This is a genomic window from Agrococcus sp. Marseille-Q4369, assembly GCF_018308945.1.
In the GTDB taxonomy this organism is placed as follows: Bacteria; Actinomycetota; Actinomycetes; order Actinomycetales; family Microbacteriaceae; genus Agrococcus.
In genome coordinates this window covers 432769-457672 of record NZ_CP070501.1, presented here as the reverse complement: position 1 = coordinate 457672, position 24904 = coordinate 432769, and the positions used below count along the sequence as shown (strand labels likewise).

Here is a 24904-nt window from a genome sequence, read left to right as displayed (position 1 = left end):
GATCCTGCCACCGGATCGCAACCCGGGCGTCGCAACCGGGGAACGCAGAGCGGGCCGCGCCCGAAGGCACGGCCCGCACCGGTGGTGGTGACTACTCCGAGGAGCCGGTGAGCTTCTCGCGGAGCGCGGCGAGCGCCTCGTCGTCGGCGAGGGTGCCGGCGCCCGAGTCGTCGGAGCTGCCGCCGAACGACGATGCGCCCGAGGGCACGTCGTTCGAGGTGAGCTCGGCGTCGCGGGCCGCCGCGACCTGCGCCTTGTGCGCCTCCCAGCGCGCCTGCGCGGCCGCGTACTCGGCCTCCCAGGCCTCGCGCTGCGACTCGAAGCCTTCCTTCCACTCGTTCGTCTCGGGGTCGAAGCCCTCCGGGAACTTGTAGTTGCCCTGCTCGTCGTACTCGGCGAGCATGCCGTAGAGCGCCGGGTCGAAGTCGGTGCCGTCGGGGTCGACGCCCTCGTTCGCCTGCTTGAGCGAGAGCGAGATGCGGCGGCGCTCGAGGTCGATGTCGATGATCTTCACGAAGACCTCGTCGCCGACCGCGACGACCTGGTCAGCCGTCTCGACGTGCTTCGCCGAGAGCTCCGAGATGTGCACGAGGCCCTCGATGCCGTCCGCGACGCGCACGAACGCGCCGAACGTGACGAGCTTCGTGACCTTGCCCGGTGCGACCTGACCGATCGCGTGCGTGCGGGCGAAGATCTGCCACGGGTCCTCCTGCGTCGCCTTGAGCGACAGCGAGACGCGCTCGCGGTCGAGCTCGACGGTGAGGATCTCGACGGTGACCTCCTGGCCCACCTCCACGACCTCCGAGGCGTGCTCGATGTGCTTCCACGAGAGCTCCGAGACGTGCACGAGGCCGTCGACGCCGCCGAGGTCGACGAACGCGCCGAAGTTGACGATCGACGAGACGACGCCCTTGCGGACCTGCCCCTTCTGGAGCGACTGCAGGAACTGGCCGCGCGAGGCCGACTGCGTCTCCTCGAGGAGCGCGCGGCGCGAGAGCACGACGTTGTTGCGGTTCTTGTCGAGCTCGAGGATCTTCGCCTCGATCTCCTGGCCGAGGTACGGCGTGAGGTCGCGGACGCGGCGCAGCTCGATGAGCGAGGCCGGCAGGAAGCCACGGAGGCCGATGTCGACGATGAGGCCGCCCTTGACCACCTCGATGACCGTGCCGGTGACGACGCCGTCCTCGTCCTTGATGCGCTCGACATCGCCCCAGGCGCGCTCGTACTGCGCGCGCTTCTTCGAGAGGATCAGGCGACCCTCCTTGTCCTCCTTCTGGAGGACGAGCGCCTCGACGGTGTCGCCGACCTCGACGACCTCGGAGGGGTCGACGTCGTGCTTGATGGAGAGCTCGCGCGAGGGGATGACGCCCTCAGTCTTGTAGCCGACGTCGAGGAGGACCTCGTCGCGGTCGATCTTGACGACGGTGCCCTCGATGAGGTCGCCGTCGTTGAAGAACTTCAGGGTCTTCTCAACGGCGGCCATGAAGTCATCGGCCGAGCCGATGTCGTTCACAGCGACCTGCTTGGGAGCCGTGGTCGTTGCAGTGGTCATAGAGTTCAAGGTGCCTTATGGGGGTCTGTCGGGCTGTGGGCATGGGAATGCCCATCCAGCGGTTCGGATTGATTGCGCGCCACACGAGTGGCCCGGCAATCCTATACGCGGATGGGCATCCCGGACAACCGGAGCTCCAGCGCTCAGCTGCGGAGCACGGCCTCGCGCAGCGTGTCGAGGCCGACGCCGCCGATGTTGAGCACTCGGGTGTGGAAGCGCTTGAGGTCGAACGCGTCACCCTCGGCCTCCTTCGCGGCATCCCGGATCTGCTCGAAGATGCGCTGGCCGATCTTGTAGGACGGCGCCTGGCCCGGCCAGCCGAAGTAGCGGTTGACCTCGAAGCGCACGAACGGCTCGTTCATGTTGACGTTCGACTTCATGAACTCGAAGGCGTAGTCGAAGTCCCACTCGCCCGTGCCGTCGAGGCGCGGCTTGCCGAGGTGCACGCCGATGTCGAGCACGACGCGCGCCGCGCGCATCCGCTGACCGTCGAGCATCCCGAGCCGGTCGGCCGGGTCGTCGAGGTAGCCGAGCGACTCCATGAGCCGCTCCGCGTAGAGCGCCCAGCCCTCGGCGTGGCCCGAGGTGCCGGCGAACGCGCGGCGCCACAGGTTGAGCTGCGCGCGGTTGTACGTCGCCTGCGCGATCTGCAGGTGGTGGCCCGGCACACCCTCGTGGTACACGGTCGTGAGCTCGCGCCACGTGTCGAACTCGGTGACGCCCTCGGGCACCGACCACCACATCCGCCCCGGCCGCGAGAAGTCGTCGGCGGGACCGGTGTAGTAGATGCCGCCGGTCTGCGTCGGCGCGATCATGCACTCGAGCGCCTTGATGGGCTCGGCGATGTCGAAGTGGGTGCGGCCGAGCTCCTCGATCGCGCGGTCGCTCGTCTCCTGCATCCACGCCTTGAGCGCGTCGGTGCCGTGGAGCTTGCGGCTCGCGTCCTGGTCGAGGTGCGCGATCGCCTCCTGCACGGTCGCGCCCGGGAGGATCTCGTTCGCGATCGCCTCCTGCTCGGTGCGCATCCGGTCGAGCTCCTCGATGCCCCACGCGTAGGTCTCGTCGAGGTCGACGGCGGCGCCGAGGAACCGGCGCGACATGAGCGAGTAGAAGTCGCGGCCGACGGCGTCGACGGGGTTGGCGGATGCGGCGAGCTCGGTGCGCAGGAACTCCGCGAACCGCGCGTGCGCCTCGGTCGCCTCGCCTGCGGCCTTCGCGAGGTCGTCGCGGAGCGAGGCGGGCAGCTCCCGGTCCCCCGCCTTCGCGGAGGCGGCGAAGTCGTGGAAGAAGCCCTTGCCTGGCGCGTAGTCGGTGAACTGCTCGAGCACGTTGTCGATCTGGCGCGCCGCGGGCGTGTTGCCGGTGGCGATGCCGTTGCGAAGCGAGGCGATGTAGCCGTCGATCGCGGCGGGCACGTTGCGCAAGCGCTGCGCGATCGTCGACCAGTCGTCCTCGCTGCCGGTCGACATGAGGTCGAAGATGTCGCGGATGCCCGAGGCCGGGCTCGCGAGGTTGTTGAGGTCGCGGTCGCCCCAGCCGGAGTCGTGCACGTCGAGCTCGAGCTGCAGCTCGCGCGAGAGGTCGGTCTTCGTCACCCAGTCGACGTCGTCGACGGGCTCGGCGGCCTCGAGGGCGGCGAGCACCTCGCGCGCGAGCGCGGCGTCGGCGTCGCGGCCGCTCGGCGAGTAGTCGCCGTAGCCGGCGTTGTCGCCCTCGAGGCCCACGTACACGTTGATCTCGGGGTTCATGGCGGCAGCGCGGTGGACGTAGTCCTCCGCGATCCGGTCGATCTCGGTCTGCTGGCGCGACGTCGCGCCGACTCTCTCGTCAGTCATGCCGCAAGCCTACGCATCAGCGGAGGGCGGTCATGACCTCCCGCTCGAAGAGCTCGATGCCGTCCTGCTCGAACGCGACCTCCGGCATGTAGGCGATGAGCGTGCCGAGGCCGGCTTCGCGGAGCGCCCCGACGTGGTCGACGACCATCTGCGGCGTGCCGACGACGGCGCCGCGCGCCGAGAAGCCCGTGCCGGCGTGCTCGGCGGGCAGCGCCGAGTCGGCGCGCGCGTTGACCTCGTCGACGACGCGGCGCGCTTCAGCCTCGCGCTCGCGCACGACGATGTTGAGGTTGGAGGTCAGCCGCACCTCGGCGGGGTCGCGCCCCTCCTTCTCGAGGTGGCGCAGCAGCACGTCGCGCTTGCGCGCGAACTGCTCGGGCGAGCCGCCGAAGTTCGTCGCATCCGCCCACTTCGCCGCGTAGCGGAGCGTGCGCTGCTCGCCGCCGCCCGCGATCCAGGTGGGGATGCGGGGACGGCCGTCGCGCCCGATCTGCAGCGGCTGCGGCCGGCAGATGGCGCCGTCGACCGAGAACGACTCCGACTCGAGCGTCGCGCGACCCTCGGCCCACAGCCGCTGGATGATCTGCACGCCGTCGCGGAGCGCCGAGATGCGGTCGCCAACGCCCGGGAAGCCGTAGCCGTAGGCGCGCCACTCGTGCTCGTACCAGCCGGCGCCGATGCCGAACTCGAGCCGGCCGCCGGAGATGACGTCGACGGTCGCGGCGACCTTCGCGAGGTAGGCGGGGTTCCGGTACCCCATGCACGTGCACATCTGGCCGAGCCGCACGCGGCTCGTGCTCGCGGCGAGCGCGGCCATGAGCGTCCACGCCTCGTGCGTCGCCTCATCGGTCGGCTGCGGCGTGGTGTGGAAGTGGTCGTAGACCCACACCGAGTGCCAGGGGCCGGCGTCCGCGCGCTCCGCGACCTCGAGCATCCGCCCCCACTGCTCGGCGGGCTCGATGCCGACGAGGTCGAGGCGCCATCCCTGCGGGACGAAGAGGCCGAACCGGAGCGCGGAGTCGTTCATGCCGACAGCCTAGGCGTCGGCCCCTGGGGGACGGATGCGGTGGGCCCGGCGGGCACGGAGGTCGCGGCTCAGTGCGCGGCGGCGTCCCAGTTCGGGCCGACGCCGACCTGCACCTCGAGCGGCACCGAGAGCTCGGCCGCGCCGCCCATCTCGGCGCGGACGATCGCCTCGAGCGCCTCGCGCTCGCCGGTCGCGACCTCGAAGACGAGCTCGTCGTGCACCTGCAGCAGCATGCGCGAGCCGAGCCCCTCGTCGGCGATGCGGCGGTCGATCGCGATCATCGCGCGCTTGATGATGTCGGCGGCCGAGCCCTGGATGGGCGAGTTGAGCGCCTGCCGCTCGGCGTTCTCGCGCAACACGCGGTTCGACGACGTCAGGTCGGGGAACGGGCGGCGGCGGCCGAAGATCGTGGTCGTGTAGCCGTCGTCCTTCGCCTGCATCACGACGCCGCGGAGGTAGTCGCGGATGCCGCCGAAGCGCTGGAAGTAGTCGAGCATGAGCTGCTTCGCCTCGGCTTGCGAGATGCGCAGCTGCTTCGAGAGCCCGAAGGCGCTCAGCCCGTACGCGAGGCCGTAGCTCATCGCCTTGACCTTGACGCGCTGCAGCGCCGTGACCTCGCTCGGGTCGACGCCGAAGATGCGGCTGCCGACGAAGCGGTGCAGGTCCTCGCCCGAGAGGAACGCCTCGATGAGTCCCTCGTCGCCCGAGAGGTGCGCCATGATGCGCATCTCGATCTGCGAGTAGTCGGCGGTGAGCATCGTCTCGAACTCGGGCCCGTGCGCGAACGCCGAGCGGATCTCGCGGCTCACCTCCGTGCGCACCGGGATGTTCTGCAGGTTCGGGTCGTTCGACGAGAGGCGGCCGGAGGCCGAGCCGGTCTGGTCGTAGCGGGTGCGGATGCGGCCGTCGTCCTGGATCGCGCGCAGCAGCCCCTCGATGATCTGCGCGAGCTTCGACGTCTCGCGGTGCTGCAGCAGCAGCCCGAGGAACGGGTGCGGGTTCGTCTCCTGCAGGTCGGCGAGCGCTTGCGCGTCGGTCGAGTAGCCCGTCTTCGTCGCGCGCGTCTTCGGCATGTCGAGCTCTTCGAACAGCACCGTCTGCAGCTGCTTGGGGCTGCCGAGGTTGACCTCGTGGCCGATCTCGGCGTACGCGGCCTCGGCGTGCCCCGCGGCCTTCGCCCGCATCTCGTCGAGGATGCGCTGCAGCACGTCGCGATCCATGCGCACGCCCTGGCGCTCCATGCGCACGAGCACCGGCATGAGCGGCAGCTCGATGTCGTCGAGCACGCCGAGCGTGCCGGGGTCGAGGCGCGGTCGCTGCGCGCGCGAGAGCTCGCCCGTGAGCCACGCGACGGTGCCGAGCTGCTCGGGCTCGACCTCGGGCACGAGCTGGTTGGGGTCGGGCGCCGGGAGTGTCGCGCCGAGCAGCGCCTCGGTCTGCCAGTCGAGCTCGAAGGTCTTGGGCGGCGCGGTGGGCGTCTGCAGCCACGCGGCGACGCGCGTGTCGTGCGCTGCCCCGCCGAGGCGGAGCCCCGCGCGCTCGAGGACCTTGATGGACGCCTTGACGTCGTGGAGCGCCTTCGGGGCGTCCGACGCGAGCCACTCGACGAATCCGTCGTAGTCGGCCGTGCCGGCCTTGAACGGCACGTAGGCGCTCGCGCCCTCGGTCGCGACGCCGAAGCCCGCGATGCCGCCGGCGCCGTCGGGCGCGATCGAGACGGCGACCGTGCCCTTCGCGCGCGAGAGCCACAGGTCGAGCTCCTCGTCGACGAGCTTCTGCACCGCGGGCGCCTGCACGTCGGGCTCGAGCGGGGCGGCCGAGTCGCCGCTGCCCTCCTGCTTGAGCACGCGGTCGAGCAGCGTGCGGAACTGCAGCCGCTGGAACACCTCGCGCAGCTTCGCCTCGTCGACCTGCCCGCGCGCGAGCTCGTCGATCTCGACGCCGAGGTCGACGTCGGTGAGCAGCTGGTTGAGGCGGCGGTTGCGCTCGGCGCGCTCGCGCTGCTCGCGCAGGTTGTTGCCGACGACGCCCTTGATCTCGTCGGCGTGCGCGAGCAGGTTCTCGACCGTGCCGTACTGCGTGATCCACTTGACGGCGGTCTTCTCGCCGACCTTGTCGATGCCGATGAGGTTGTCGCTCGACTCGCCGACGAGCGCGGCGATCTCGGGGTACTGCGCCGGCTCGATGCCGTAGCGCTCGCGCACCGTCTCGGGCGTGTAGCGCTTGAGCTCGGAGACGCCGCGCACCGAGGGGTAGAGCAGCGTCACGTCGTCGTTGACGAGCTGGATCGTGTCGCGGTCGCCCGAGACGACGTAGACGTCCATGCCGGCCTTCGCGCCCTGCACCGAGAGGGTCGCGAGGATGTCGTCGGCCTCGTAGTCCTCCTTCGAGAGGGTGCGCACGCCCATCGCGTGGAGCGCCTCCTCGAGCAGCGGCACCTGGCCCTTGAACTCCTTCGGCGTCTCGTCGCGCGTGCCCTTGTACTCGGCGTACTCGCGGGTGCGGAACGAGAACCGGGAGATGTCGAACGCGACCGCGAGGTGGGTGGGCCGGTGGTCCTGCAGCAGCTTGAGCAGCATCGACAGGAAGCCGTGGATGGCGTTCGTGTGCTGCCCTTCGCTGTTGACGAAGTTCTCGAGCGGCAGGGCGAAGAACGCCCGGAACGCGAGGGAGTGGCCGTCGATGACCATGAGGGTAGGCTTCGGATCCGACACGGCAGTCAGCCTAGCCGGGGCTGCCGACACCCCAGCCGAGCGAGGAGCGCGCGTGAGCCAGGAGCCGATCGAGCACGAGGTCGACGAGGCGACGCGAGCGGTGCTCGCGCGGCTCGAGCAGCGGCCGGGGGGGGAGCTCGCCGAGCGCATGCAGATCGAGTTCCTCAAGCTCTCGGCCGAGCACTCGATCGCGCGCATGCCGGCGGAGGGCAACCGGCAGCCGGCGGGCTTCGTGCACGGCGGCGCCTACTGCGTCATCGCCGAGACGCTCGGCTCGGTGAGCGCGAACATCCACGCGGGCGAGGGCCGCTACGCCGTCGGCACCGACATCAACGCGACCCACACGCGCTCGATCACGAGCGGATGGGTGACGGCCGAGTGCACGGCCGTCCACCTCGGGCGGTCCATGACGGTGCACGAGATCGTCTGCACCGACGACGAGGGCCGCCGAGCCTCGACCCTCCGCATCACGAACTTCATCAAGACCCGCTGACCCGCCCCGCCCGCCCCAGCCCCGCCCGAGGTCGGTTGGCGCCTCCCGCACGTGAGTGGCGCCTCCCGCACGTGAGTGGCGCCTCCCGCACGTGAGTGGCGCCTCCCGCACGTGAGTGGCGCCTCCCGCACGTGAGTGGCGCCTCCCGCATAGCACCGCGGGCCCTTCAGGCCGCCGTCCACGAGCTCAGGCGCCGGTGCGCCGCGACGATCTCGCGCAGGATCGCCTCGCCGCCGTCCTCCAGGTCATCCTTCGTCACCACGACGACCTGCCAGCCGAGCGCACGCAGCTTCCCGCGGCGGATGCGGTCTCGCTCCTGCTGGGCCGGATCCGTGTGGTGCTCGCCGTCGTACTCTACGGCGAGCTTGAGGTGCGGCCAGCTCGCGTCGAGCCGAGCGACGAACAGGCCGGTCGCGTCGAACACCTCGTGCTGCAGCGTTGGTTCCGGCAGCGCTCCCATGATCAGCAGACGCACCAGAGACTCGCGTGGCGACTCTGACCCGACCCTCACGAGGGCGACCGCTTGTCGTGCGCGGTGGAGCCCTCGCACTCCCGGGTAGCGCCGCAGCGCATTGGTCAGGTCTTCGACGGTCAGCGGATCGCGGCGCTTCGTCGACACGAGCCAGTCGCCAACGGTGACCAGCTCCTCGAGGCTCAGCAGCGGCGCGAGGTGCACGAACGTGTCAGCCCTCGCCTCGACGCGCATCCCGTCGACCTCCTCGACCTCCGACTTGAGCCGATGACCCACCACGCCGGGACGCTGCATGCGGGAACGGCCCGTCGGAGACGCGAGGTGTATCCGAGCTTCGCGCTCGAAGCGCGTGGGCAACGGGATGCCATGGACGCGCGCGGCGGTGGTGTGCGAGAAGAACTGGTCGTCCTGCGCGACGACACGAACCGCTTCGAGGAGCGCTTGGCTCTCGTCGCCGATCGCCGCCGTGATCCGCGCGCCTCGCGCAGGAGCCGTGAACGCCATGGAGCGAAGCTCGGCAGCGGAGTACCCGCGCTCGAGTCCGTCTCGGACCGTGAAGCCATGTGGACTGCGCATGGCGAGCATCCTGACGCCGCCCGGCCGCCGCTGCTCCCCCGCAGCGATCGGCTGTGGAGAACGTCAGGACGAGCGGATGCCCGCGGCGCCACTGAGGCGCGGAGAGCGCCACTGATCTGCGGAAGGCGCCACTCAGGCGCGGGAGGCGCCACTCAGGTGCGGGAGGCGCCACTGACCTGCGGGAGGCGCCACTCAGGTGCAGGAGGCGCCACTCAGGTGCAGGAGGCGCCACTCAGCGGCGGGAGGCGCCACTCAGCGGGGGTGGGGGCTACTTCTTGGCGCTCAGCTGCTCGATGACGGCCTGCGCGACCTCGGCCATCGTCAGGCGGCGGTCCATCGAGGCCTTCTGGATCCAGCGGAACGCCTCCGGCTCGGCGAGGCCCATGCGCTGGTTCAGCAGGCCCTTCGCGCGGTCGACGAGCTTGCGCGTCTCGAAGCGGTCGGCGAGGTCGGCGACCTCGCTCTCGAGCGCGCGGATCTGGTCCCAGCGCGCGAGCGCGATCTCGATCGCGGGCAGCAGGTCGTTCTGCGTGAACGGCTTCACGACGTAGGCGAGCGCGCCCGCCTCGCCGGCCCGCTCGACGAGCTCCTTCTGACTGAACGCCGTGAGCAGCACGACGGGCGCGATCTTCGCGGCGCTGATCTTCTCAGCGGCGCTGATGCCGTCCATCTTCGGCATCTTGACGTCCATGACGACGAGGTCGGGCTCGAGCTCGGTCGCGAGCTCGACGGCGCGCTCGCCGTCGCCCGCCTCGCCGATGACCTCGAAGCCCGCGGCCTGCAGCGTCTCGACGATGTCGAGGCGGATGAGCGACTCGTCCTCCGCGACGAGCACGGTGCGCGCGGTCGTCGCGTGCTCGGCAGGAGCCTGGTCGATGATGGGCTCGGCGAAGAGGTCGTCGGTCATGGCCACTAGCCTAGTGTTCGCAGCGACCCGGCGATCGTCCGGGCCGTGAGCCGGTGTGGCGGAATCGGCAGACGCGGCGCACTCAAAATGCGCTTCCGCGAGGAGTGTGGGTTCGAGTCCCACCACCGGCACGAGCGAGAGCCCGGGCGATCCGAGGATCGACCGGGCTCTCGAGCGTCGCGGGCTCAGCCCTCTGCGGGGTGCGGCGCCGACTGGTGGTGCACCTCGATGCGGCGCTTGCCGTGGTACGCGGGCGCGGCCTCGGCGTGCACATCGCCGACGACGTGGATGCGGATGTCGTTCGTCGATCCGGAGATGCCCGGCGGCATGCCCGAGATCACGACGACCTTCTTGCCGACCGGCACGAGCTGCTTGCCGATCAGCACGTCGTCGACCTGCGCGATCATGTCGTCGGTGTGCATCACGCGGTCGACGAGGTGCGTCTGCATGCCCCAGATCATCTGCATGCGCGACTCGATCTCGGGGTCGGGCGTGAAGCCGAACGTCGGGATCGCCGTGCGCAGCCGCGCCATGCGCCGCGCGGAGTCGCCGGACTCGGTGAAGACGACGATCGCCGCCGCCTCCACGAACTCGGCGACCTCGAGCGCGGCGAGCGTGATCGCGCCGCCCTGCGTGCGCGGCTTCGTGCCGAGCGGCGGGATGCGGCCGAGGCCGTGCTCCTCCGCCGCCGTGACGATGCGGGCCATCGTCTCGATCGTGGTGATCGCGTGCTTGCCGACGCTCGTCTCGCCCGAGAGCATCACCGCATCCGCCCCGTCGAAGATCGCGTTCGCGCAGTCGCTCGCCTCGGCGCGCGTCGGGCGGGGGTTCTCGATCATCGACTCGAGCACCTGGGTCGCGACGATCACGGGCTTCGCCCAGCGGCGCGAGAGCTCGATCGCGCGCTTCTGCACGAGCGGCACCTGCTCGAGCGGCAGCTCGACGCCGAGGTCGCCGCGCGCGACCATGATCGCGTCGAACGCGTCGATGATGTCGGGCAGGTTCTGCACCGCTTGCGGCTTCTCGATCTTCGCGACGACGGGGAGCCGGCGGCCCTCCTCGTCCATGATCGCGTGCACGCGCTCGATGTCCTTCGCGTCGCGCACGAACGAGAGCGCGATGATGTCGGCGCCGAGGTTCAGCGCCCAGCGCAGGTCGTCCTCGTCCTTCTCGCTCATCGCGGGCACGTTGACGGCGACGCCGGGCAGGTTGATGCCCTTGTTGCTGCTCACCGGTCCGCCGACCTCGACCTCGGTCACGACCTCGGTGTCGGTGACCTCGACCGCGCGCAGCACGATGCGCCCGTCGTCGACGAGCAGCGGGTCGCCGGGGCTCACGTCGGCCGGGAGGCCCTTGAAGGTCGTGCCGGCGCGCCGGCCGTCGCCCTCGATCTCGTCGGTGGTGATGGTGAACCGCTCGCCCTCGCGGAGCTCGAACGGCCCGCCGGGGATCTTGCCGAGGCGGATCTTCGGCCCCTGGAGGTCGACCAGGATGCCGACGGGCTTGCCGAGCTCGTCGGATGCCCTCCGGATGTTCGCGTACACCTCCTCGTGGACGCTGTGGTCACCGTGGCTCAGGTTCATGCGCGCGACGTCGATGCCGGCCGCGATCGCGGCCTTCGTCATCTCATAGCCGGCAAGTGCCGGCCCGAACGTCGCGACGATCTTGGCTCGTCTCAAAGGTCTCTCGCTTCCGTGGCTCGTGCCGCCTGGGTGGGATCGGCGCGGACCCCTCCATCCTCTCAGAGGCCCGCGCGCGCGCGGCTCAGGCGATGGCGAAGGGCCGGTCGCTCGCCCGCACCGGCGCCGGCAGCGACGACTCCCCCTCGAGGTGCGCATCGACGGCCGCGGCCGCGGCGCGGCCCTCGGCGATCGCCCACACGATGAGGGATGCGCCCCGTCCCGCGTCGCCGGCGACGAACACGCCGGGCACGTCGGTCGCGAAGTCGGGTGTGCGGACGGGCAGGCCGCGCTCGAACGGGACCTCGAGCGCCTCGCCGATCGACGCATCCGCCCCCGTGAAGCCGAGCGCGAGCAGCACGAGGTCGGCGGGGATCTCGCGCTCGGTGCCGGCCTTCGGGCGGCGCACGCCGTCGACGACCTCGGTGTCGGCGACCTTGAGCGCCCGCACTTCGCCCGCGGCGTTCGCGAGCAGCTCGACGGTCGAGACGAGGTAGGCGCGCTCGCCGCCCTCCTCGTGGCTCGACTGGACCTCGAACAGGCTCGGGTGCACGGGCCACGGCTGGTGCTCGGGCCGCTCGCTCGGCGGCTGCACGCCGATCGCGAGGTTCGTCACCGAGAGCGCGCCCTGGCGGTGCGCCGTGCCGATGCAGTCGGCGCCCGTGTCGCCGCCGCCGAGGACGACGACGTGCTTGCCGCGCGCCGAGATCTGGTTGGCGGGCACCGTGCCGGCGACGGCGCGGTTCTGCTGCACGAGGTACTCCATCGCGAGGTGCACGCCGTCGAGGCGGCGGCCGGGGATGTCGAGCTCGCGCGCGACCGGCGCGCCGGTCGCGACGAGCACGGCGTCGAAGCGCTCGCGCAGCTCCTGCCAGCCGAGCTCGCGGCCGATCTCGACGCCGGCGCGGAAGCGCGTGCCCTCGGCCTGCATCTGCGCGAGGCGCGGCTCGAGCGTGCGCTTCTCGAGCTTGAAGTCGGGGATGCCGTAGCGCAGCAGGCCGCCGATGCGGTCGTCGCGCTCGTACACGACGACCGTGTGGCCCGCGCGCGTGAGCTGCTGCGCGGCCGCGAGCCCCGCGGGACCGGAGCCGACCACCGCGACGGTCTTGCCGGTGAGGCGCGCCGGCGGGTGCGGCTCGGTCCAGCCGTTCGCGAACGCCTCGTCGGCGATCGCCTGCTCGATCGACTTGATCGTCACGGCGGGCTGGTTGATGCCGAGCACGCACGAGGACTCGCACGGCGCGGGGCACAAGCGACCGGTGAGCTCGGGGAAGTTGTTCGTCGCGTGCAGGCGGTCGCTCGCCGCGCGGCCCTCGCCTCGCCACGTGAGGTCGTTCCACTCGGGGATGAGGTTGCCGAGCGGGCAGCCCTGGTGGCAGAAGGGCACGCCGCAGTCCATGCAGCGGCTCGCCTGCCGGCGCAGCACGGCCTTGTCGCCGGGCTCGCCGATCTCGCGCCAGTCGAGGATGCGGACGGGCACAGGGCGCTTCTTCGGCAGCTCCCGCTCCGTCACCTTCAGGAATCCGCGCGGGTCAGCCACCGGTCACCTCCAGGATCTGCCGCCAGATGTTGTCCGAGTCCGGGTCGACGCCGTGGCGCTCGGCGTCGAGTCGGATGGTGCGCACGGCCGCCCAGTCGCGCGGCACGAGCTTCGAGACGCGCGCGAGGTCCTCGCCGAGCAGCCGCTCGGCGACCGCGGAGCCCGTGAGCTCGACGTGCCGGGCGAGGATCGCCCGCAGCTCGATCTCGTCCTCGTCGGCGAGCGGCTCGACGCGCAGCTCGCCCTGGTGGAACGACTCCTGGTTGAGGCGGCGCTCGTCGAGGTCGAGCACGTACGCGACGCCGCCGGACATGCCGGCGCCGAGGTTGCGGCCGGTCGGCCCGAGGATGACCGCGGTGCCGCCCGTCATGTACTCGAGCGCGTGGTCGCCGACCCCTTCGCACACCGCCGTCGCGCCGGAGTTGCGGACGAGGAAGCGCTCGCCGACCACGCCGCGGAGGTAGAGCTCGCCGCTCGTCGCGCCGTAGCCGATGACGTTGCCGGCGATGACGTTGCGCTCGGCGACGAGCGCGGCCCCGGGCTCGGGCCGGACCGTGACGAGTCCGCCGGAGAGGCCCTTCCCGACGTAGTCGTTCGCGTCGCCCTCGAGGTGCAGCGCGATGCCGCGCGGCACGAACGCACCGAGCGACTGGCCCGCCGAGCCGCGCATCCGCAGCGTCACGCTCCCTGGCTCGAGCCCGGCGGCGCCAGCGTGCATCGTCACGGCGTTGCCGAGCATCGTGCCGACCGCCCGGTCGGTGTTGGCGATCTCGAGCTCGAGCTCGAGCCGCTCCCCCGCCTCGAGCGCCCGCTCGAGCTGCTCGAGCAAGCGCGAGTCGAGCTGCTGCTCGAGCTCGTGGTCCTGCTCGGTCGTGCGGCGCGGCGCGCCCTCGAGGCCGGTGGGCGTCGCGAGCACCGGCGCGAGGTCGAGGCCGTCGGCCTTCCAGTGCCGCACGGCGCGGTCGACCTCGAGCAGATCGCTGCGACCGACAGCCTCGTCGAGGCTGCGGAGGCCGAGCGAGGCGAGCAGCTCGCGCACTTGCTGCGCGATGAACTCGAAGAACTGCACGACGAACTCCGGCTTGCCCGTGAAGCGCTCGCGCAGCACGGGATTCTGCGTCGCGACGCCGACGGGGCACGTGTCGAGGTGGCAGACGCGCATCATGATGCAGCCGGAGACGACGAGCGGAGCGGTCGCGAAGCCGAACTCCTCCGCGCCGAGCAGCGCGCCGATCACGACGTCCCGCCCCGTCTTCAGCTGCCCGTCGACCTGCACGCTCACCCGCTCGCGCAAGCCGTTGACCATGAGCGTGTGCTGCGTCTCGGCGAGCCCGATCTCCCACGGCGTGCCCGCGTGCTTGAGCGAGTTGAGCGGGCTCGCACCCGTGCCGCCGTCGTGGCCGGAGACGAGCACGACGTCTGCCTTGGCCTTCACGACACCCGCGGCGACCGCGCCGATGCCCGATTGCGACACGAGCTTGACGTGCACGCGAGCGCGCGGGTTGGCGCGCTTGAGGTCGAAGATGAGCTGCTTGAGGTCCTCGATCGAGTAGATGTCGTGGTGGGGCGGGGGCGAGATGAGGCCGACGCCCGGCGTCGCGTGCCGCGTGCTCGCGACCCAGGGGTAGACCTTGCCGGGCGGCAGCTGCCCGCCCTCGCCGGGCTTCGCGCCCTGCGCCATCTTGATCTGCAGGTCGTCGGCGTGCGAGAGGTACATGCTCGTGACGCCGAAGCGGCCCGAGGCGACCTGCTTGATCGCGCTGCGCCGCTCGGGGTCGAGCAGCCGGTCGTCGTCCTCGCCGCCCTCGCCGGTGTTCGACTTCGCGCCGAGCCGGTTCATCGCGATCGCGAGCGTCTCGTGCGCCTCCTCCGAGATCGAGCCGTAGCTCATCGCTCCGGTCGAGAAGCGCTTGACGATCTCGGCGACCGGCTCGACCTCGTCGATCGGGATCGGCTCGGCGGCCGGGCGGAGGGCGAGCAGGCCGCGGAGGGTCTGGAGCTGCTCCGCCTGCTCGTCGACGAGCCGCGTGTACTGCTCGAAGACGTCGAAGCGGCCCGTGCGGGTCGAGTGCTGCAGCTTGAAGACGGCCTCTGGGCTGAACAGGTGCGGGGCGCCGTCGCGGCGCCACTGGTACTCGCCGCCGGTCGCGAGCCGCTCGTGCGCGAGCGGGGCGCGCTCGTCGGGATAGGCCGACCGGTGGCGGAGCCGGTTCTCCTCGGCGATGACGTCGAGCCCGACGCCGCCGAGCGGCGAGTGGGTGCCGACGAAGAAGCGGTCGACGAGCTCTTGCGACAGGCCGACGGCCTCGAACGCCTGCGCGCCGCCGTAGGCGCCGACGGTCGAGATGCCCATCTTCGACATGATCTTGATGACGCCCTTGCCGAGCGCCTTGATGAGGTTGCGCACGGCGGTGTCGACGTCGGCGCCGAGCTGGCCCGTGAGGGCGAGCTGCTCGGCCGTCTCCATCGCGAGGTAGGGGTTGACGGCGCTCGCGCCGTAGCCGATGAGGAGCGCGACGTGATGCACCTCGCGCACGTCGCCGGCCTCGACGACGATCCCGGCGCGCATGCGAGTGGATGCGGCGATGAGGTGGTGGTGGACGGCGCTCGTCATGAGCAGGGTCGGGATGGGCGCGAGCTGGTCGGTCGAGTCGCGGTCGGAGAGCACGATGAACTGCGCGCCGTCGGCGATCGCCTCGTCGACCTCGCGGCAGAGCTCCTCGAGGCGCTGCTCCATCGCCTCGGGACCGCCGTCGACCCGGTAGAGCCCCTTCACGACGACCGTACGGCGCGAGCCGGGCGTGCGGTCGATCGAGCGGATCTTCGCGAGCTGGTCGTTGTCGATCACCGGGAAGTCGAGGATGATCTGGCTCGCGTGCGAGGGCGTCGCGGTGAGCAGGTTGCGCACCGGGCCGAGCCCCATCGAGGTGCTCGTCACGATCGACTCCCGCAGGCTGTCGAGCGGCGGGTTCGTCACTTGCGCGAAGGCCTGCGCGAAGTAGTCGAACAGCAGCCGCGGCCGCTTCGCGAGCACCGCGATGGGCGTGTCGCTCCCCATCGCGCCGAGCGGCTCGGCGCCCGTCTTCGCCATCGGCCCGATGAGCAGCCGCACCTCCTCCTCGGTGTAGCCGAAGGTGCGCTGGCGACGCGTGACCGACGCGGCCGTGTGCGCGACGTGCTCGCGCTCGGGGAGGTCGGCGAGGTGGATGCGGCTCGAGTCAAGCCACTCGCCCCACGGCTCCATCGCCGCGAGCTCGGCCTTGACCTCCTCGTCGGGCACGAAGCGGCCCGCCTCGGTGTCGACGAGGAAGAGCCGGCCCGGCTGGAGCCGGCCGCGGCGCACGACGCGCTCGGGCGCGATCGGCAGCACGCCCGTCTCGCTCGCGAGCACGAAGAGCCCGTCGTCGGTCTCGAGCCAGCGGCCCGGGCGCAGCCCGTTGCGGTCGAGGGTCGCGCCGACGAGCGAGCCGTCGGTGAAGGCGATCGCGGCGGGCCCGTCCCACGGCTCCATGAGGAGCGAGTGGTACTCGGCGAAGTCGCGCAGCTCCTGCGGCATGTCGGGCTGGTTCTCCCATGCCTGCGGCACCATCATCATGAGCGCGTGCGGGAGCGACCTGCCGGCGAGCGTCAGCAGCTCGAGCACCTCGTCGAACGAGGCGGAGTCGCTCATCCCCGGCGTGATGATGGGCCGCACGGGCCGCAGGTCGCCGAGCAGCTCGGAGGCGAGCTGCGACTCGCGCGCGCGCATCCAGTTGCGGTTGCCCTCGACGGTGTTGATCTCGCCGTTGTGGGCGATCATCCGCAGCGGCTGCGCGAGCGGCCACGACGGGAAGGTGTTCGTCGAGTAGCGCGAGTGGACGATCGCGAGCCGCGTCTCGAAGCGGGGGTCGGAGAGGTCGGGGTAGAACGGCTCGAGCTGGAGCGTCGTGACCATCCCCTTGTAGGTGATCGTGCGGCTCGAGAGCGACGGGAGGTACTCCCCCAGCTCGCGCTCGATGCGCTTGCGCAGCCGCCACGTGAGCCGGTCGAGCTCGATGCCCGACACCGGCGAGCCCGCCGCGGCGACGAAGAGCTGCTCGATCTTGGGGCAAGCGGCGCGCGCGAGCTTGCCGAGCGCGTCGGGCACGGTGGGCACCTCGCGCCAGCCGAGCACCGAGAGGCGCTCCTGCCCGGCGATCTCGCGGATGCCGTCCCGGACCCGGGCGCGCTCGCGCTCGTCGAGCGGGAGGAACGCGAGGCCCGCGGCGTAGGTGCCCGCCTCGGGGAGCGGGAAGGGCGCGACCTCGCGCAGGAACGCATCCGGCATCTGCGTGAGGATGCCCGCGCCGTCGCCCGTGCCGGCGTCGGAGCCGACCGCGCCGCGGTGCTCGAGGTTGCGCAGCGCGTCGAGCGCGAGCGCGACGATGTCGTGCCCGGGCGTGCCGCGCGTGGTGGCGACCATGGCGAGGCCGCACGAGTCCTTCTCATGGCGCGGGTCGTACATCCCGGCCTTCGCCGGCACCGCCATGCCCTGGAAGCTCGAGGAAATGGGCTCGCTGACTGATCGCATGCTGCTCCTGCTCTCGCGATCGGGAGCGGGACGCCGTCGGCCCGCCGCGCGCTGGGAGCGCGCAGTCCTACTGGTGTGCTGCCGCGGGTTCTGCGGCTGGGGCCGCCTCGTCCTGGGTGCGGGACTCGGGGGTCTCGGTGTAGACGTCAGAATCTAGCACCTGATCGGTGCCGGGCTCGCGCCCGGGCTGCCACGGGGACGGCTCGAGGCCCGGGTGGCGGCGCGACTGCACCACCCACACGACGACGCCGACGACGATCGCGAGGAACGCCATCCAGACGTTCGTGCGGATGCCGAGGAAGAGCTCGGAGGGGTCGAGGCGGATCGTCTCGAAGACCGAGCGGCCGACGCCGTACCAGATGAGGTAGAGCGCGATGAGGCGGCCCCACTGGATGTCGCGTTTGCGGTCGAGCCACAGCAGCAGCGCGGCGCCGAGCACGTTCCAGACGATCTCGTACGCGAAGGTCGGGTGGAAGAGCACGCCCTCGGGGAGCCCGACGGGGTAGGCGGGGTTCGTCGCCTCGATCTCCAGGCCCCACGGCAGCGACGTCGGCTGGCCGAAGAGCTCGTGGTTGAACCAGTTGCCGAGCCGGCCGAAGGCCTGCGCGAGCAGCAGGCCGGGCGCGAGCGCGTCGGCGAACGTCGAGAAGCGCAGGCCCGTCTGGCGGCAGCCGATCCACACGCCGATCGCGCCGCCGATGAGGGCGCCGAAGATCGCGATGCCGCCCTCCCAGATGTAGAGCGCCGAGAGCGGGTCGCGGCCGGGGCCGAAGTAGTCGTCGGGATGCGTGATGACGTGGAAGGCGCGAGCGGCGACGATGCCGAGCAGCACGGCCCAGACGGCGACGTCGATGACGTAGCCCGCCTCGACGCCGCGCTGGTGCAGGCGCCAGCCGGTGAGCACCGCGGCGACGACGATGCCGGCGAGGATGCACAGCGCGTAGGTCTGGATCCCCCACGAGGGGCCGACCATGCGCAGCACCCACGTGATGAGGAGCGCGAAGGCGAGCGAGGCGACGACCGTCCAGGCCGCGTCGCGGCGCGTGAGGCGACCGGTGACGAGCATCCCGGCGAGCGCGAGGATCGCGAGCACGACGCCGAGCACGATGCCGAAGACGACCGCGCCGGTCATGGAGCCCTGGACGAGGCCGAGGACGCCGATCGCGTCGAGCCACTGGCCCACCGGCACCTGCTGCCACTCGGGCGCGGGACTCGGGATGCTCTGGAAGACGGTCACGCGGTCGCGCCCTTTCGTTCGGTCGGTGCGAGTGTACCTTCGGCGAGCGAGGCGGCGAGCGCGCGCACGGCGGGGACGCCGCCCTCGTCGAGCGCGCGGACGAGCGCGGAGCCGACGATCGCGCCGTCGGCGTACTCGAGCACGTCCCGCACCTGCTCAGCGGTCGAGATGCCGAGGCCGACGCACCGCAGCGCCTCGCCGCCGGTCGCCGCGGCGCGCTCGGCGATGCGCTCCGAGAGCGCTCGAGCTGCCCGGTCGACGTCGGTGCGGGCGCCGGTCGTGCCCATCGTCGAGACGGTGTAGACGAAGCCGCGCGAGGCCGAGATCGCGGCGTCGAGCCGCGCGTCGGACGACGAGGGCGCCGCGAGGAAGATGCGGTCGAGCCCGTGCCGCTCGGCGGCCGCGAGCCACTCCGCCGCGTTCTCGGGCGTGAGGTCGGGCGTGATGAGGCCCGCGCCGCCGGCGGCGGCGAGGCGCTCGGCGAAGCGGTCGACGCCGTAGCGCAGCACCGGGTTCCAGTACGTCATGACGAGCACGGGCGCGCTCGTGCGCGCGGTGATCGCCTCGATCGCATCGAAGAGCTCGTCGAGCCGGAAGCCGCGGTCGAGCACGGCTTGCGTCGCTGCCTGGATGACGGGGCCGTCCATCGCGGGATCGGAGTAGGGCACGCCGAGCTCGATCGCGGTGCAGCCGGCCTCGGCGATGGCGACGGCCGCCTCGACGCTCGTCGCGAGGTCGGGGAAGCCGACCGGCAGGTAGCCGATGAGCGCGCGCTCGCCGGTCGCGCGGATGGCGTCGGCGGTGGAGATCCGGGTCATGCCTGCCCCGCGTCCTCGTCGAGCAGGCCGAACCAGCGGCCCGCGGTCGCGACGTCCTTGTCGCCGCGCCCCGAGAGCGAGACGAGCAGCGTCGAGCCGGGCGACTCCTTCGCGAGCCGCATCGCGCCCGCGATCGCGTGCGCCGACTCGATGGCCGGGATGATGCCCTCGGCGCGCGTGAGCGCGAGGAACGCATCCATCGCCTCCGCATCGCTCACCGGCTGGTACTCGGCGCGGCCGAGGTCGTGGAGCCACGCGTGCTCGGGACCGACGCCCGGGTAGTCGAGACCGGCAGAGATCGAGTGCGACTCGAGCGTCTGGCCGTCGTCGTCCTGCAGCAGGTAGGTGCGCATGCCGTGCAGCAGGCCCGGCGCACCGCGCTCGATCGAGAGCGCGTGGCGCTCGGTGCCCGCGCCGTCGCCCGCGGCCTCGAGGCCGATGAGGCGCACGCCCGGGTCGTCGAGGAAGGCGTGGAAGATGCCCATCGCGTTCGAACCGCCCCCGACGCACGCGAGCACGGCGTCGGGCAGTGCGCCGGTGAGCGCGATCGTCTGCTCGCGCGCCTCCTCGCCGATCGCGCGGTGGAAGTCGCGCACCATCTCGGGGAACGGGTGGGGACCGGCGACGGTGCCCATGAGGTAGTGCGTCGAGTCGACGTTCGCGACCCAGTCGCGCAGGCCCTCGTTGATCGCGTCCTTGAGCGTGCGGGAGCCGGTCTTGACGGGCACGACCTGCGCGCCGAGCAGCCGCATGCGCGCGACGTTGAGCGCTTGCCGCTCGGTGTCGACCTCGCCCATGTAGACGACGCACTCCATGCCGAATAGCGCAGCGGCGGTCGCGGTCGCGACGCCGTGCTGGCCCGCGCCCGTCTCTGCGATGAGGCGCGACTTGCCGAGCCGGCGGGCGACGAGCGCCTGACCGAGCACGTTGTTGATCTTGTGGCTGCCGGTGTGGTTGAGGTCCTCGCGCTTGAGCAGGATGCGCGCGCCGGCGATCTCGGAGAGCCGCTTCGCCTCGGTCAGCATCGAGGGGCGCCCGGTGTAGCCGCGCGAGAGGGCGGCGAACTCGGCCTGGAACTCGGGGTCGCGCTTGCACTCCTCGTAGCACGCGGCGAGCTCGTCGATCGCGGCCATGAGCGGCTCGGGCATGAACACGCCCCCGAACTCGCCGAACCACGGCCCGTGCTGCTCCCGCAGCGGGGTCTGGTGCTGGGTCATGCGGCCCTCCCGAACTCTCGGACGCGCGACGCGGGGTCGCCGTCGGTGACGAGCGCCTCGCCGACGAGCACGGCATCCGCGCCGTCCTGCCGGTAGCGCGCGACGTCGGCGGCCGAGCGCACGCCCGACTCGGCGACCGCGACGGTGCCGGCCGGGATGCGCTCGCGCAGCTCGGCGAAGCGCTCGGGGTGCATCGTGAACGTCTTGAGGTCGCGCGTGTTGACCCCGAGGATGCGCGCGTCGGCCTCGAGGGCGGCGTCGATCTCGCGCTCGTCGTGCACCTCGACGAGCACCGAGAGCCCGAGCCCCGTGGCGAAGCGGTGCAGCTGCACGAGCCGCGCGGGCTCGAGCGCGGCGACGATGAGCAGCGCGATGTCGGCGCCGAACGCCCGCGCCTCGAGCAGCTGGTACTCGTCGGCGATGAAGTCCTTGCGCAGCACGGGCACCGAGACGGCCTCGCGCACCGCACGCAGGTCGTCGAGGCTGCCGAGGAAGCGCCGCTCCTCGGTGAGCACGCTGATCGCGCTCGCCCCGCCGGCCGCGTAGCTCGAAGCGAGGGCGGCGGGCTCGGGGATGTCGGCGAGCGGCCCCTTCGACGGGCTCGCGCGCTTCACCTCGGCGATGATGTGCGGCCCGGGCGAGTCGGCCTTCGGCGTGCTGAGGATGGATGCGGCGGCGAGGGGCGTGCGCGACTGCAGCGCGATCGCCTCCAGGCGATCGGCCGGCAGCTGATCGCGCCGCCGGGCAGCATCCTCGAGCGCGCCCGCGGTGAGCGCGTCGAGCACGCTCAGTGGTCCTTCGCCCCGAAGCCGGCCTTCGCGAGGATGGGCCAGAGGAGGATGCCGATGACGAGCAGGCCGGCGCTCGCCCACACGAGCGCGGGCATGTCGAGGAAGAAGAAGAGCGTGCCGAGCGTGAACGCGAGGATCATGACGATGACGCTCGTCCACGCGGCTCGCGAGTTGCCGTGGCCGGGGTCGACGAACGACGCCTCGTACTCCGCGATCCCGTGATCAGCTGCATGCTGATCGCTGATGCCCTTGCGTGCGCTCACGATGCTCCTTGGTCGGTCTTCCGGGCGCGCTCGCGCGCCCGCACCCCTCGAGTCTATCGAGTCGGGTCCTCGCCGTCGTCCATGACGTCCCACGCGAGGCCCGTGCCGCGCTCGTAGCGCTCCGCGCGGCGCGCGCGCTCGGGCCAGCGGCGGGCGGTCACGAGCGCGACGAGCCCGCCGGCGATCGCGACGAGGCCGGCGGCGGCCCCGACGATCGGCCACGGACCCTCGGCGAGGCTCGCGATCTCGGCGCCCTGCGCCGTGCCGGCGAGGCCCGTGGCGTCGGCGACGAGGGCCTCGACCGCTGCCGGGATCCCGGCTCGCGAGGCGAGCGCGTGCACCGCGGTCAGCGCGCCGAGCAGCACGGCGAGCACGCCGAGCGCGAAGCGCCACGCGAGGCTCGAGATGGGCAGCACGAGCGCGAGCGCGACGATCGCGAGCGAGAGGATCGAGAGGCCGCCCGCGAGGTCCTGGCCGGGGACGGCGAGCTCGCGGCCGTCCACGAGCGACGCGCTCGCCCACGGCTGCGTCGCGGCGAGCAGCCCGAGCCCGCCCGCCGCGAGCAGCGCGAGCACCGCGACGAGCCGGCCGCGCCTCACGCGCCGAGCCCTCGCATCGTGCTCGCGACCGCCACGGCGCGCAGCGGCGCGGCCGCCTTGCTCCGCACCTCCTGGAGCTCGCTCTCCGGGTCGCTGTCGGCGACGAGCCCGGCGCCCGACTGCACGTGCGCGACGCCGTCGCGCATCGTCACCGTGCGGATCGCGATCGCGAGGTCGGCGTCGCCCGCGAAGTCGAGCCAGCCGACCACGCCGCCGTACACGCCGCGCTGCGCGGGCTCGAGCTCGTCGATGATCTCGAGCGCGCGCGGCTTCGGTGCGCCCGAGAGCGTGCCGGCGGGGAAGGTCGCGCGGAACGCGTCGAGCGCGCTCGCGTCGTCGCGCATCCGCCCCTCGACCGTCGAGACGATGTGCATGATGTGGCTGAAGCGCTCGATCGCCATGAGCTCGGTGACCGCGACGCTGCCGGGCACGCACACCTTCGCGAGGTCGTTGCGCGCGAGGTCGACGAGCATGACGTGCTCGCTGCGCTCCTTCGGGTCGGCGAGCAGCTCGTCGCCGAGGTCGCGGTCGGCGGCGGCGTCGGCGCCGCGCGGGCGGCTGCCGGCGATCGGATGCATCGTCGCGCGCCCCTCGTGCACGGTCACGAGGGCCTCGGGGCTCGATCCGACGACGGCGTACGAGCCGCCATCGGCGTCCTCGAGCGCGAGCAGGTAGAGGTAGGGCGAGGGGTTGAGCATGCGCAGCACGCGGTAGACCTCGAGCGGGTCGGCCGAGGTCTCCAGGTCGAAGCGCGCCGAGAGCACCACCTGGAAGACGTCGCCGTCGACGATGTGGCGCTTCGAGCGCTCGACCATCGCGCGGAACGCCTCGGCGTCGACGCGCGCGCTCGGGGCCGGCTCGGCGTCCCGGTCGATCGCGGCGACCGAGCCGGGCTCGACGCGGGCGAGGGCGGCCTCGAGCGCGTCGAGCCGGGACTGCGCGTCGAGCCACAGCGCATCCGGCCCCTCCACCCCGTCGTTGACGACGTTCGCGACGAGGTGGGCGGCGCCGGTGCGGTGGTCGAGCACGACGAGCGTCGCCGTGAGCGCCATCGCGATCGCGGGCACGTCGACGTCGCGCTCCGGAGCGTCGGGGAGGTGCTCGAGCTCGCGCACGGCCTCCCAGCCGATGTGGCCGATCATGCCGCTCGTGAGGCGAGGGAGCCCCTCGATGCGGGGTGTCGCCCAGCGGCGCAGCACGTGCTCGATCGTGTCGAGGCCGCTGCGCTCCAGGTCGTCGCCGAGCAGCCGCTCGGCGCTCAGCGACGCGGAGCGCCACTCGACGCGGCCGCGATCGGCGGTGAGGAGGCCGAACGCCTCGACGCCGACGAACGAGTAGCGGTTCCAGACGCCCTGCTCGGCCGACTCGAGCAGGAACGACCCGGGTCGGCCGGCGGCGACGCGGCGGTAGACGCCGACCGGCGTCTCGGCGTCGAGGAAGACCTCGCGCACGACCGGCACGATGCGGTGGTCGGGCAGGAGCGCGTCGAACGCCTCGCGGGTCGTGGAGCCGAGCGTCACGACTGCGCCTCGACGGTCACGGGCACCGGCGTGAAGAAGCACGATCGCGCGCCCGTGTGGCACGCGGGGCCCGACTGGTCGACGCGGATGAGGAGCGCGTCGCCGTCGCAGTCGATCGCGATCGAGCGCGGCACCTGGATGTTGCCGGAGGTGTCGCCCTTCCGCCAGTACTCCTGCCTGGAGCGCGACCAGAACGTCACGCGGCCCTCGGTCGCCGTGCGGCGGAGCGCCTCGTCGTCCATGTAGCCCACCATGAGCACGTCGCCCGTCGCGTCGTCCTGGACGACCGCCGCGACGAGCCCGTCGGCGTCCTTCTTGAGCTCGGGCAGCTCGCTCATCGCACCGCTGTTCATCGCACCGTCACCCCTGCCTCTCGCATCGCGGCCTTGACCTCGCCGATCGTGCACTGGCCGCTGTGGAAGATGCTCGCGGCGAGCACGGCGTCGGCGCCGGCGGCGACGGCGGGCGCGAAGTCGGCCGGCTCCCCCGCGCCGCCCGACGCGATGATCGGGCACGTCGCGACGCGCCGCACCGCGCGCGTGAGCTCGAGGTCGAAGCCGTCCTTCGTGCCGTCGGCGTCGATCGAGTTGACGAGCAGCTCGCCGACGCCGCGGCGAACACCCTCTGCGGCCCACTCGAGCGCGTCGAGGCCCGCGCCGCGCGAGCCCCCGTGCGTCGTCACCTCGAAGCCGGAGGGCGTCTCGGGCGAGCGGCGCACGTCGAGCGAGAGCACGAGCACCTGCGAGCCGAAGTCGGCCACGATGCGGTCGATGAGCTCGGGGTAGCGGATCGCCGCGGAGTTGACGCCGACCTTGTCGGCCCCGTGCGCGAGCAGCCGCGCGACGTCGTCGCGGCTGCGCACGCCACCGCCCACGGTGAGCGGGATGAAGACCTGCTCCGCGCACCGCTCGACGACCTCGAGCATCGTGCCGGCGTCCTCGACCGTCGCCTTGACGTCGAGGAACGTCAACTCGTCGGCCCCCTGCTCGGCGTAGCGGGCGGCGAGCTCGACCGGGTCGCCCTGGTCGGTGAGCCCCTGGAAGCGCACGCCCTTCACGACGCGCCCGTGGGCGACGTCGAGGCACGGGATGACGCGGGTGGCGAGCACGGCGGTC

The 24904-nt window shown here is 72.1% G+C and carries 19 protein-coding genes and 1 tRNA gene; 2 read left to right on the top strand and 18 right to left on the bottom strand.

Going from position 1 to position 24904, the window contains the following annotated elements; all coding sequences use genetic code 11:
• Positions 1-91: 91 nt before the first annotated feature.
• The 4 genes from rpsA to polA all read right to left on the bottom strand — a co-directional run bounded on the left by rpsA (position 92) and on the right by polA (position 7104).
• Positions 92-1552 (bottom strand): 30S ribosomal protein S1, encoded by a 1461-nt coding sequence (gene rpsA / locus JSQ78_RS02380; RefSeq protein ID WP_211449110.1) that lies wholly within the window; start codon positions 1550-1552, stop codon positions 92-94.
• Positions 1553-1695: 143 nt separating this feature from the next.
• A complete protein-coding gene (locus JSQ78_RS02375; RefSeq protein ID WP_211449108.1) occupies positions 1696-3387 on the bottom strand; it encodes a DUF885 domain-containing protein in 1692 nt (563 codons plus the stop codon).
• A gap of 16 nt (positions 3388-3403) precedes the next feature.
• Positions 3404-4414, bottom strand: a complete 1011-nt coding sequence (locus JSQ78_RS02370; RefSeq protein ID WP_211449106.1) for an LLM class F420-dependent oxidoreductase — start codon at positions 4412-4414, stop codon at positions 3404-3406.
• A gap of 68 nt (positions 4415-4482) precedes the next feature.
• Positions 4483-7104 carry a DNA polymerase I gene (polA, locus tag JSQ78_RS02365; RefSeq protein WP_211450462.1) on the bottom strand — a complete coding sequence of 874 codons (2622 nt, stop codon included), beginning with the start codon at positions 7102-7104 and terminating at the stop codon, positions 4483-4485.
• A 76-nt stretch (positions 7105-7180) separates the two neighbouring features.
• Here polA and JSQ78_RS02360 point away from each other — a divergent pair, with 76 nt between their 5' ends.
• Positions 7181-7621 (top strand): PaaI family thioesterase, encoded by a 441-nt coding sequence (locus JSQ78_RS02360; RefSeq protein ID WP_502756130.1) that lies wholly within the window; start codon positions 7181-7183, stop codon positions 7619-7621.
• A 166-nt stretch (positions 7622-7787) separates the two neighbouring features.
• Here the strand turns inward: JSQ78_RS02360 and JSQ78_RS02355 are convergent, their stop codons facing one another.
• Positions 7788-8678: an endonuclease domain-containing protein gene (locus JSQ78_RS02355; RefSeq protein WP_211449103.1), complete on the bottom strand. Its 891-nt coding sequence runs from the start codon at positions 8676-8678 to the stop codon at positions 7788-7790.
• A gap of 259 nt (positions 8679-8937) precedes the next feature.
• The gene (locus tag JSQ78_RS02350) at positions 8938-9576 is read right to left on the bottom strand and encodes an ANTAR domain-containing response regulator (protein ID WP_035254593.1); all 639 of its coding nucleotides are present in this window, start codon (positions 9574-9576) and stop codon (positions 8938-8940) included.
• A gap of 49 nt (positions 9577-9625) precedes the next feature.
• On the opposite strand from JSQ78_RS02350, the gene JSQ78_RS02345 reads away from it, so the two are divergent.
• Positions 9626-9707: transfer RNA gene (locus JSQ78_RS02345), tRNA-Leu, on the top strand.
• A 54-nt stretch (positions 9708-9761) separates the two neighbouring features.
• On the opposite strand, the gene pyk is transcribed toward JSQ78_RS02345, so the two are convergent.
• The 12 genes from pyk to hisF form a co-directional block, all read right to left on the bottom strand.
• Entirely contained in the window at positions 9762-11255 is a 1494-nt protein-coding gene (gene pyk, locus JSQ78_RS02340; protein ID WP_211449101.1) for a pyruvate kinase, read from the bottom strand.
• A gap of 85 nt (positions 11256-11340) precedes the next feature.
• On the bottom strand, positions 11341-12795 hold the full coding sequence (locus JSQ78_RS02335; RefSeq protein ID WP_211449099.1) for a glutamate synthase subunit beta: 1455 nt from the start codon (positions 12793-12795) through the stop codon (positions 11341-11343).
• On the bottom strand, positions 12788-17344 hold the full coding sequence (gltB, locus tag JSQ78_RS02330) for a glutamate synthase large subunit (protein WP_502756129.1): 4557 nt from the start codon (positions 17342-17344) through the stop codon (positions 12788-12790). The genes JSQ78_RS02335 and gltB overlap by 8 nt, the downstream gene beginning before the upstream one ends.
• A 67-nt stretch (positions 17345-17411) precedes the next feature.
• The gene (gene lgt / locus JSQ78_RS02325) at positions 17412-18317 is read right to left on the bottom strand and encodes a prolipoprotein diacylglyceryl transferase (RefSeq protein WP_211450460.1); all 906 of its coding nucleotides are present in this window, start codon (positions 18315-18317) and stop codon (positions 17412-17414) included.
• A 260-nt stretch (positions 18318-18577) separates the two neighbouring features.
• Complete coding sequence (gene trpA, locus JSQ78_RS02320) at positions 18578-19399, bottom strand: tryptophan synthase subunit alpha (RefSeq protein WP_211449098.1); 822 nt, start codon at positions 19397-19399, stop codon at positions 18578-18580.
• Complete coding sequence (gene trpB / locus JSQ78_RS02315) at positions 19396-20616, bottom strand: tryptophan synthase subunit beta (protein ID WP_211449096.1); 1221 nt, start codon at positions 20614-20616, stop codon at positions 19396-19398. Before trpB ends, trpA begins: the two co-directional genes overlap by 4 nt.
• Complete coding sequence (gene trpC, locus JSQ78_RS02310) at positions 20613-21401, bottom strand: indole-3-glycerol phosphate synthase TrpC (protein WP_211449094.1); 789 nt, start codon at positions 21399-21401, stop codon at positions 20613-20615. Before trpC ends, trpB begins: the two co-directional genes overlap by 4 nt.
• A 2-nt stretch (positions 21402-21403) precedes the next feature.
• Positions 21404-21622 (bottom strand): DUF6704 family protein, encoded by a 219-nt coding sequence (locus tag JSQ78_RS02305; protein ID WP_026373775.1) that lies wholly within the window; start codon positions 21620-21622, stop codon positions 21404-21406.
• A gap of 101 nt (positions 21623-21723) precedes the next feature.
• Positions 21724-22269 (bottom strand): Trp biosynthesis-associated membrane protein, encoded by a 546-nt coding sequence (locus tag JSQ78_RS02300; protein ID WP_211449093.1) that lies wholly within the window; start codon positions 22267-22269, stop codon positions 21724-21726.
• The gene (locus tag JSQ78_RS02295; protein ID WP_211449091.1) at positions 22266-23789 is read right to left on the bottom strand and encodes an anthranilate synthase component I; all 1524 of its coding nucleotides are present in this window, start codon (positions 23787-23789) and stop codon (positions 22266-22268) included. The genes JSQ78_RS02300 and JSQ78_RS02295 overlap by 4 nt, the downstream gene beginning before the upstream one ends.
• The gene (hisI, locus tag JSQ78_RS02290; RefSeq protein ID WP_249295827.1) at positions 23786-24127 is read right to left on the bottom strand and encodes a phosphoribosyl-AMP cyclohydrolase; all 342 of its coding nucleotides are present in this window, start codon (positions 24125-24127) and stop codon (positions 23786-23788) included. Before hisI ends, JSQ78_RS02295 begins: the two co-directional genes overlap by 4 nt.
• 11 nt (positions 24128-24138) lie before the next feature.
• Positions 24139-24897 carry an imidazole glycerol phosphate synthase subunit HisF gene (hisF, locus tag JSQ78_RS02285; RefSeq protein WP_211449088.1) on the bottom strand — a complete coding sequence of 253 codons (759 nt, stop codon included), beginning with the start codon at positions 24895-24897 and terminating at the stop codon, positions 24139-24141.
• Positions 24898-24904 lie beyond the last annotated feature (7 nt).

What these genes read in the sequence shown, in the direction of transcription:
- rpsA (WP_211449110.1), bottom strand. Translation starts at nt 1,552, where the DNA reads ATGACCACTGCAACGACCACGGCTCCCAAGCAGGTCGCTGTGAACGAC.
- JSQ78_RS02375 (WP_211449108.1), bottom strand. Translation starts at nt 3,387, where the DNA reads ATGACTGACGAGAGAGTCGGCGCGACGTCGCGCCAGCAGACCGAGATC.
- JSQ78_RS02370 (WP_211449106.1), bottom strand. Translation starts at nt 4,414, where the DNA reads ATGAACGACTCCGCGCTCCGGTTCGGCCTCTTCGTCCCGCAGGGATGG.
- polA (WP_211450462.1), bottom strand. Translation starts at nt 7,104, where the DNA reads ATGGTCATCGACGGCCACTCCCTCGCGTTCCGGGCGTTCTTCGCCCTG.
- JSQ78_RS02355 (WP_211449103.1), bottom strand. Translation starts at nt 8,678, where the DNA reads ATGCTCGCCATGCGCAGTCCACATGGCTTCACGGTCCGAGACGGACTC.
- JSQ78_RS02350 (WP_035254593.1), bottom strand. Translation starts at nt 9,576, where the DNA reads ATGACCGACGACCTCTTCGCCGAGCCCATCATCGACCAGGCTCCTGCC.
- gltB (WP_502756129.1), bottom strand. Translation starts at nt 17,344, where the DNA reads ATGCGATCAGTCAGCGAGCCCATTTCCTCGAGCTTCCAGGGCATGGCG.
- lgt (WP_211450460.1), bottom strand. Translation starts at nt 18,317, where the DNA reads ATGGTCGGCCCCTCGTGGGGGATCCAGACCTACGCGCTGTGCATCCTC.
- trpA (WP_211449098.1), bottom strand. Translation starts at nt 19,399, where the DNA reads ATGACCCGGATCTCCACCGCCGACGCCATCCGCGCGACCGGCGAGCGC.
- trpB (WP_211449096.1), bottom strand. Translation starts at nt 20,616, where the DNA reads ATGACCCAGCACCAGACCCCGCTGCGGGAGCAGCACGGGCCGTGGTTC.
- hisI (WP_249295827.1), bottom strand. Translation starts at nt 24,127, where the DNA reads ATGAGCGAGCTGCCCGAGCTCAAGAAGGACGCCGACGGGCTCGTCGCG.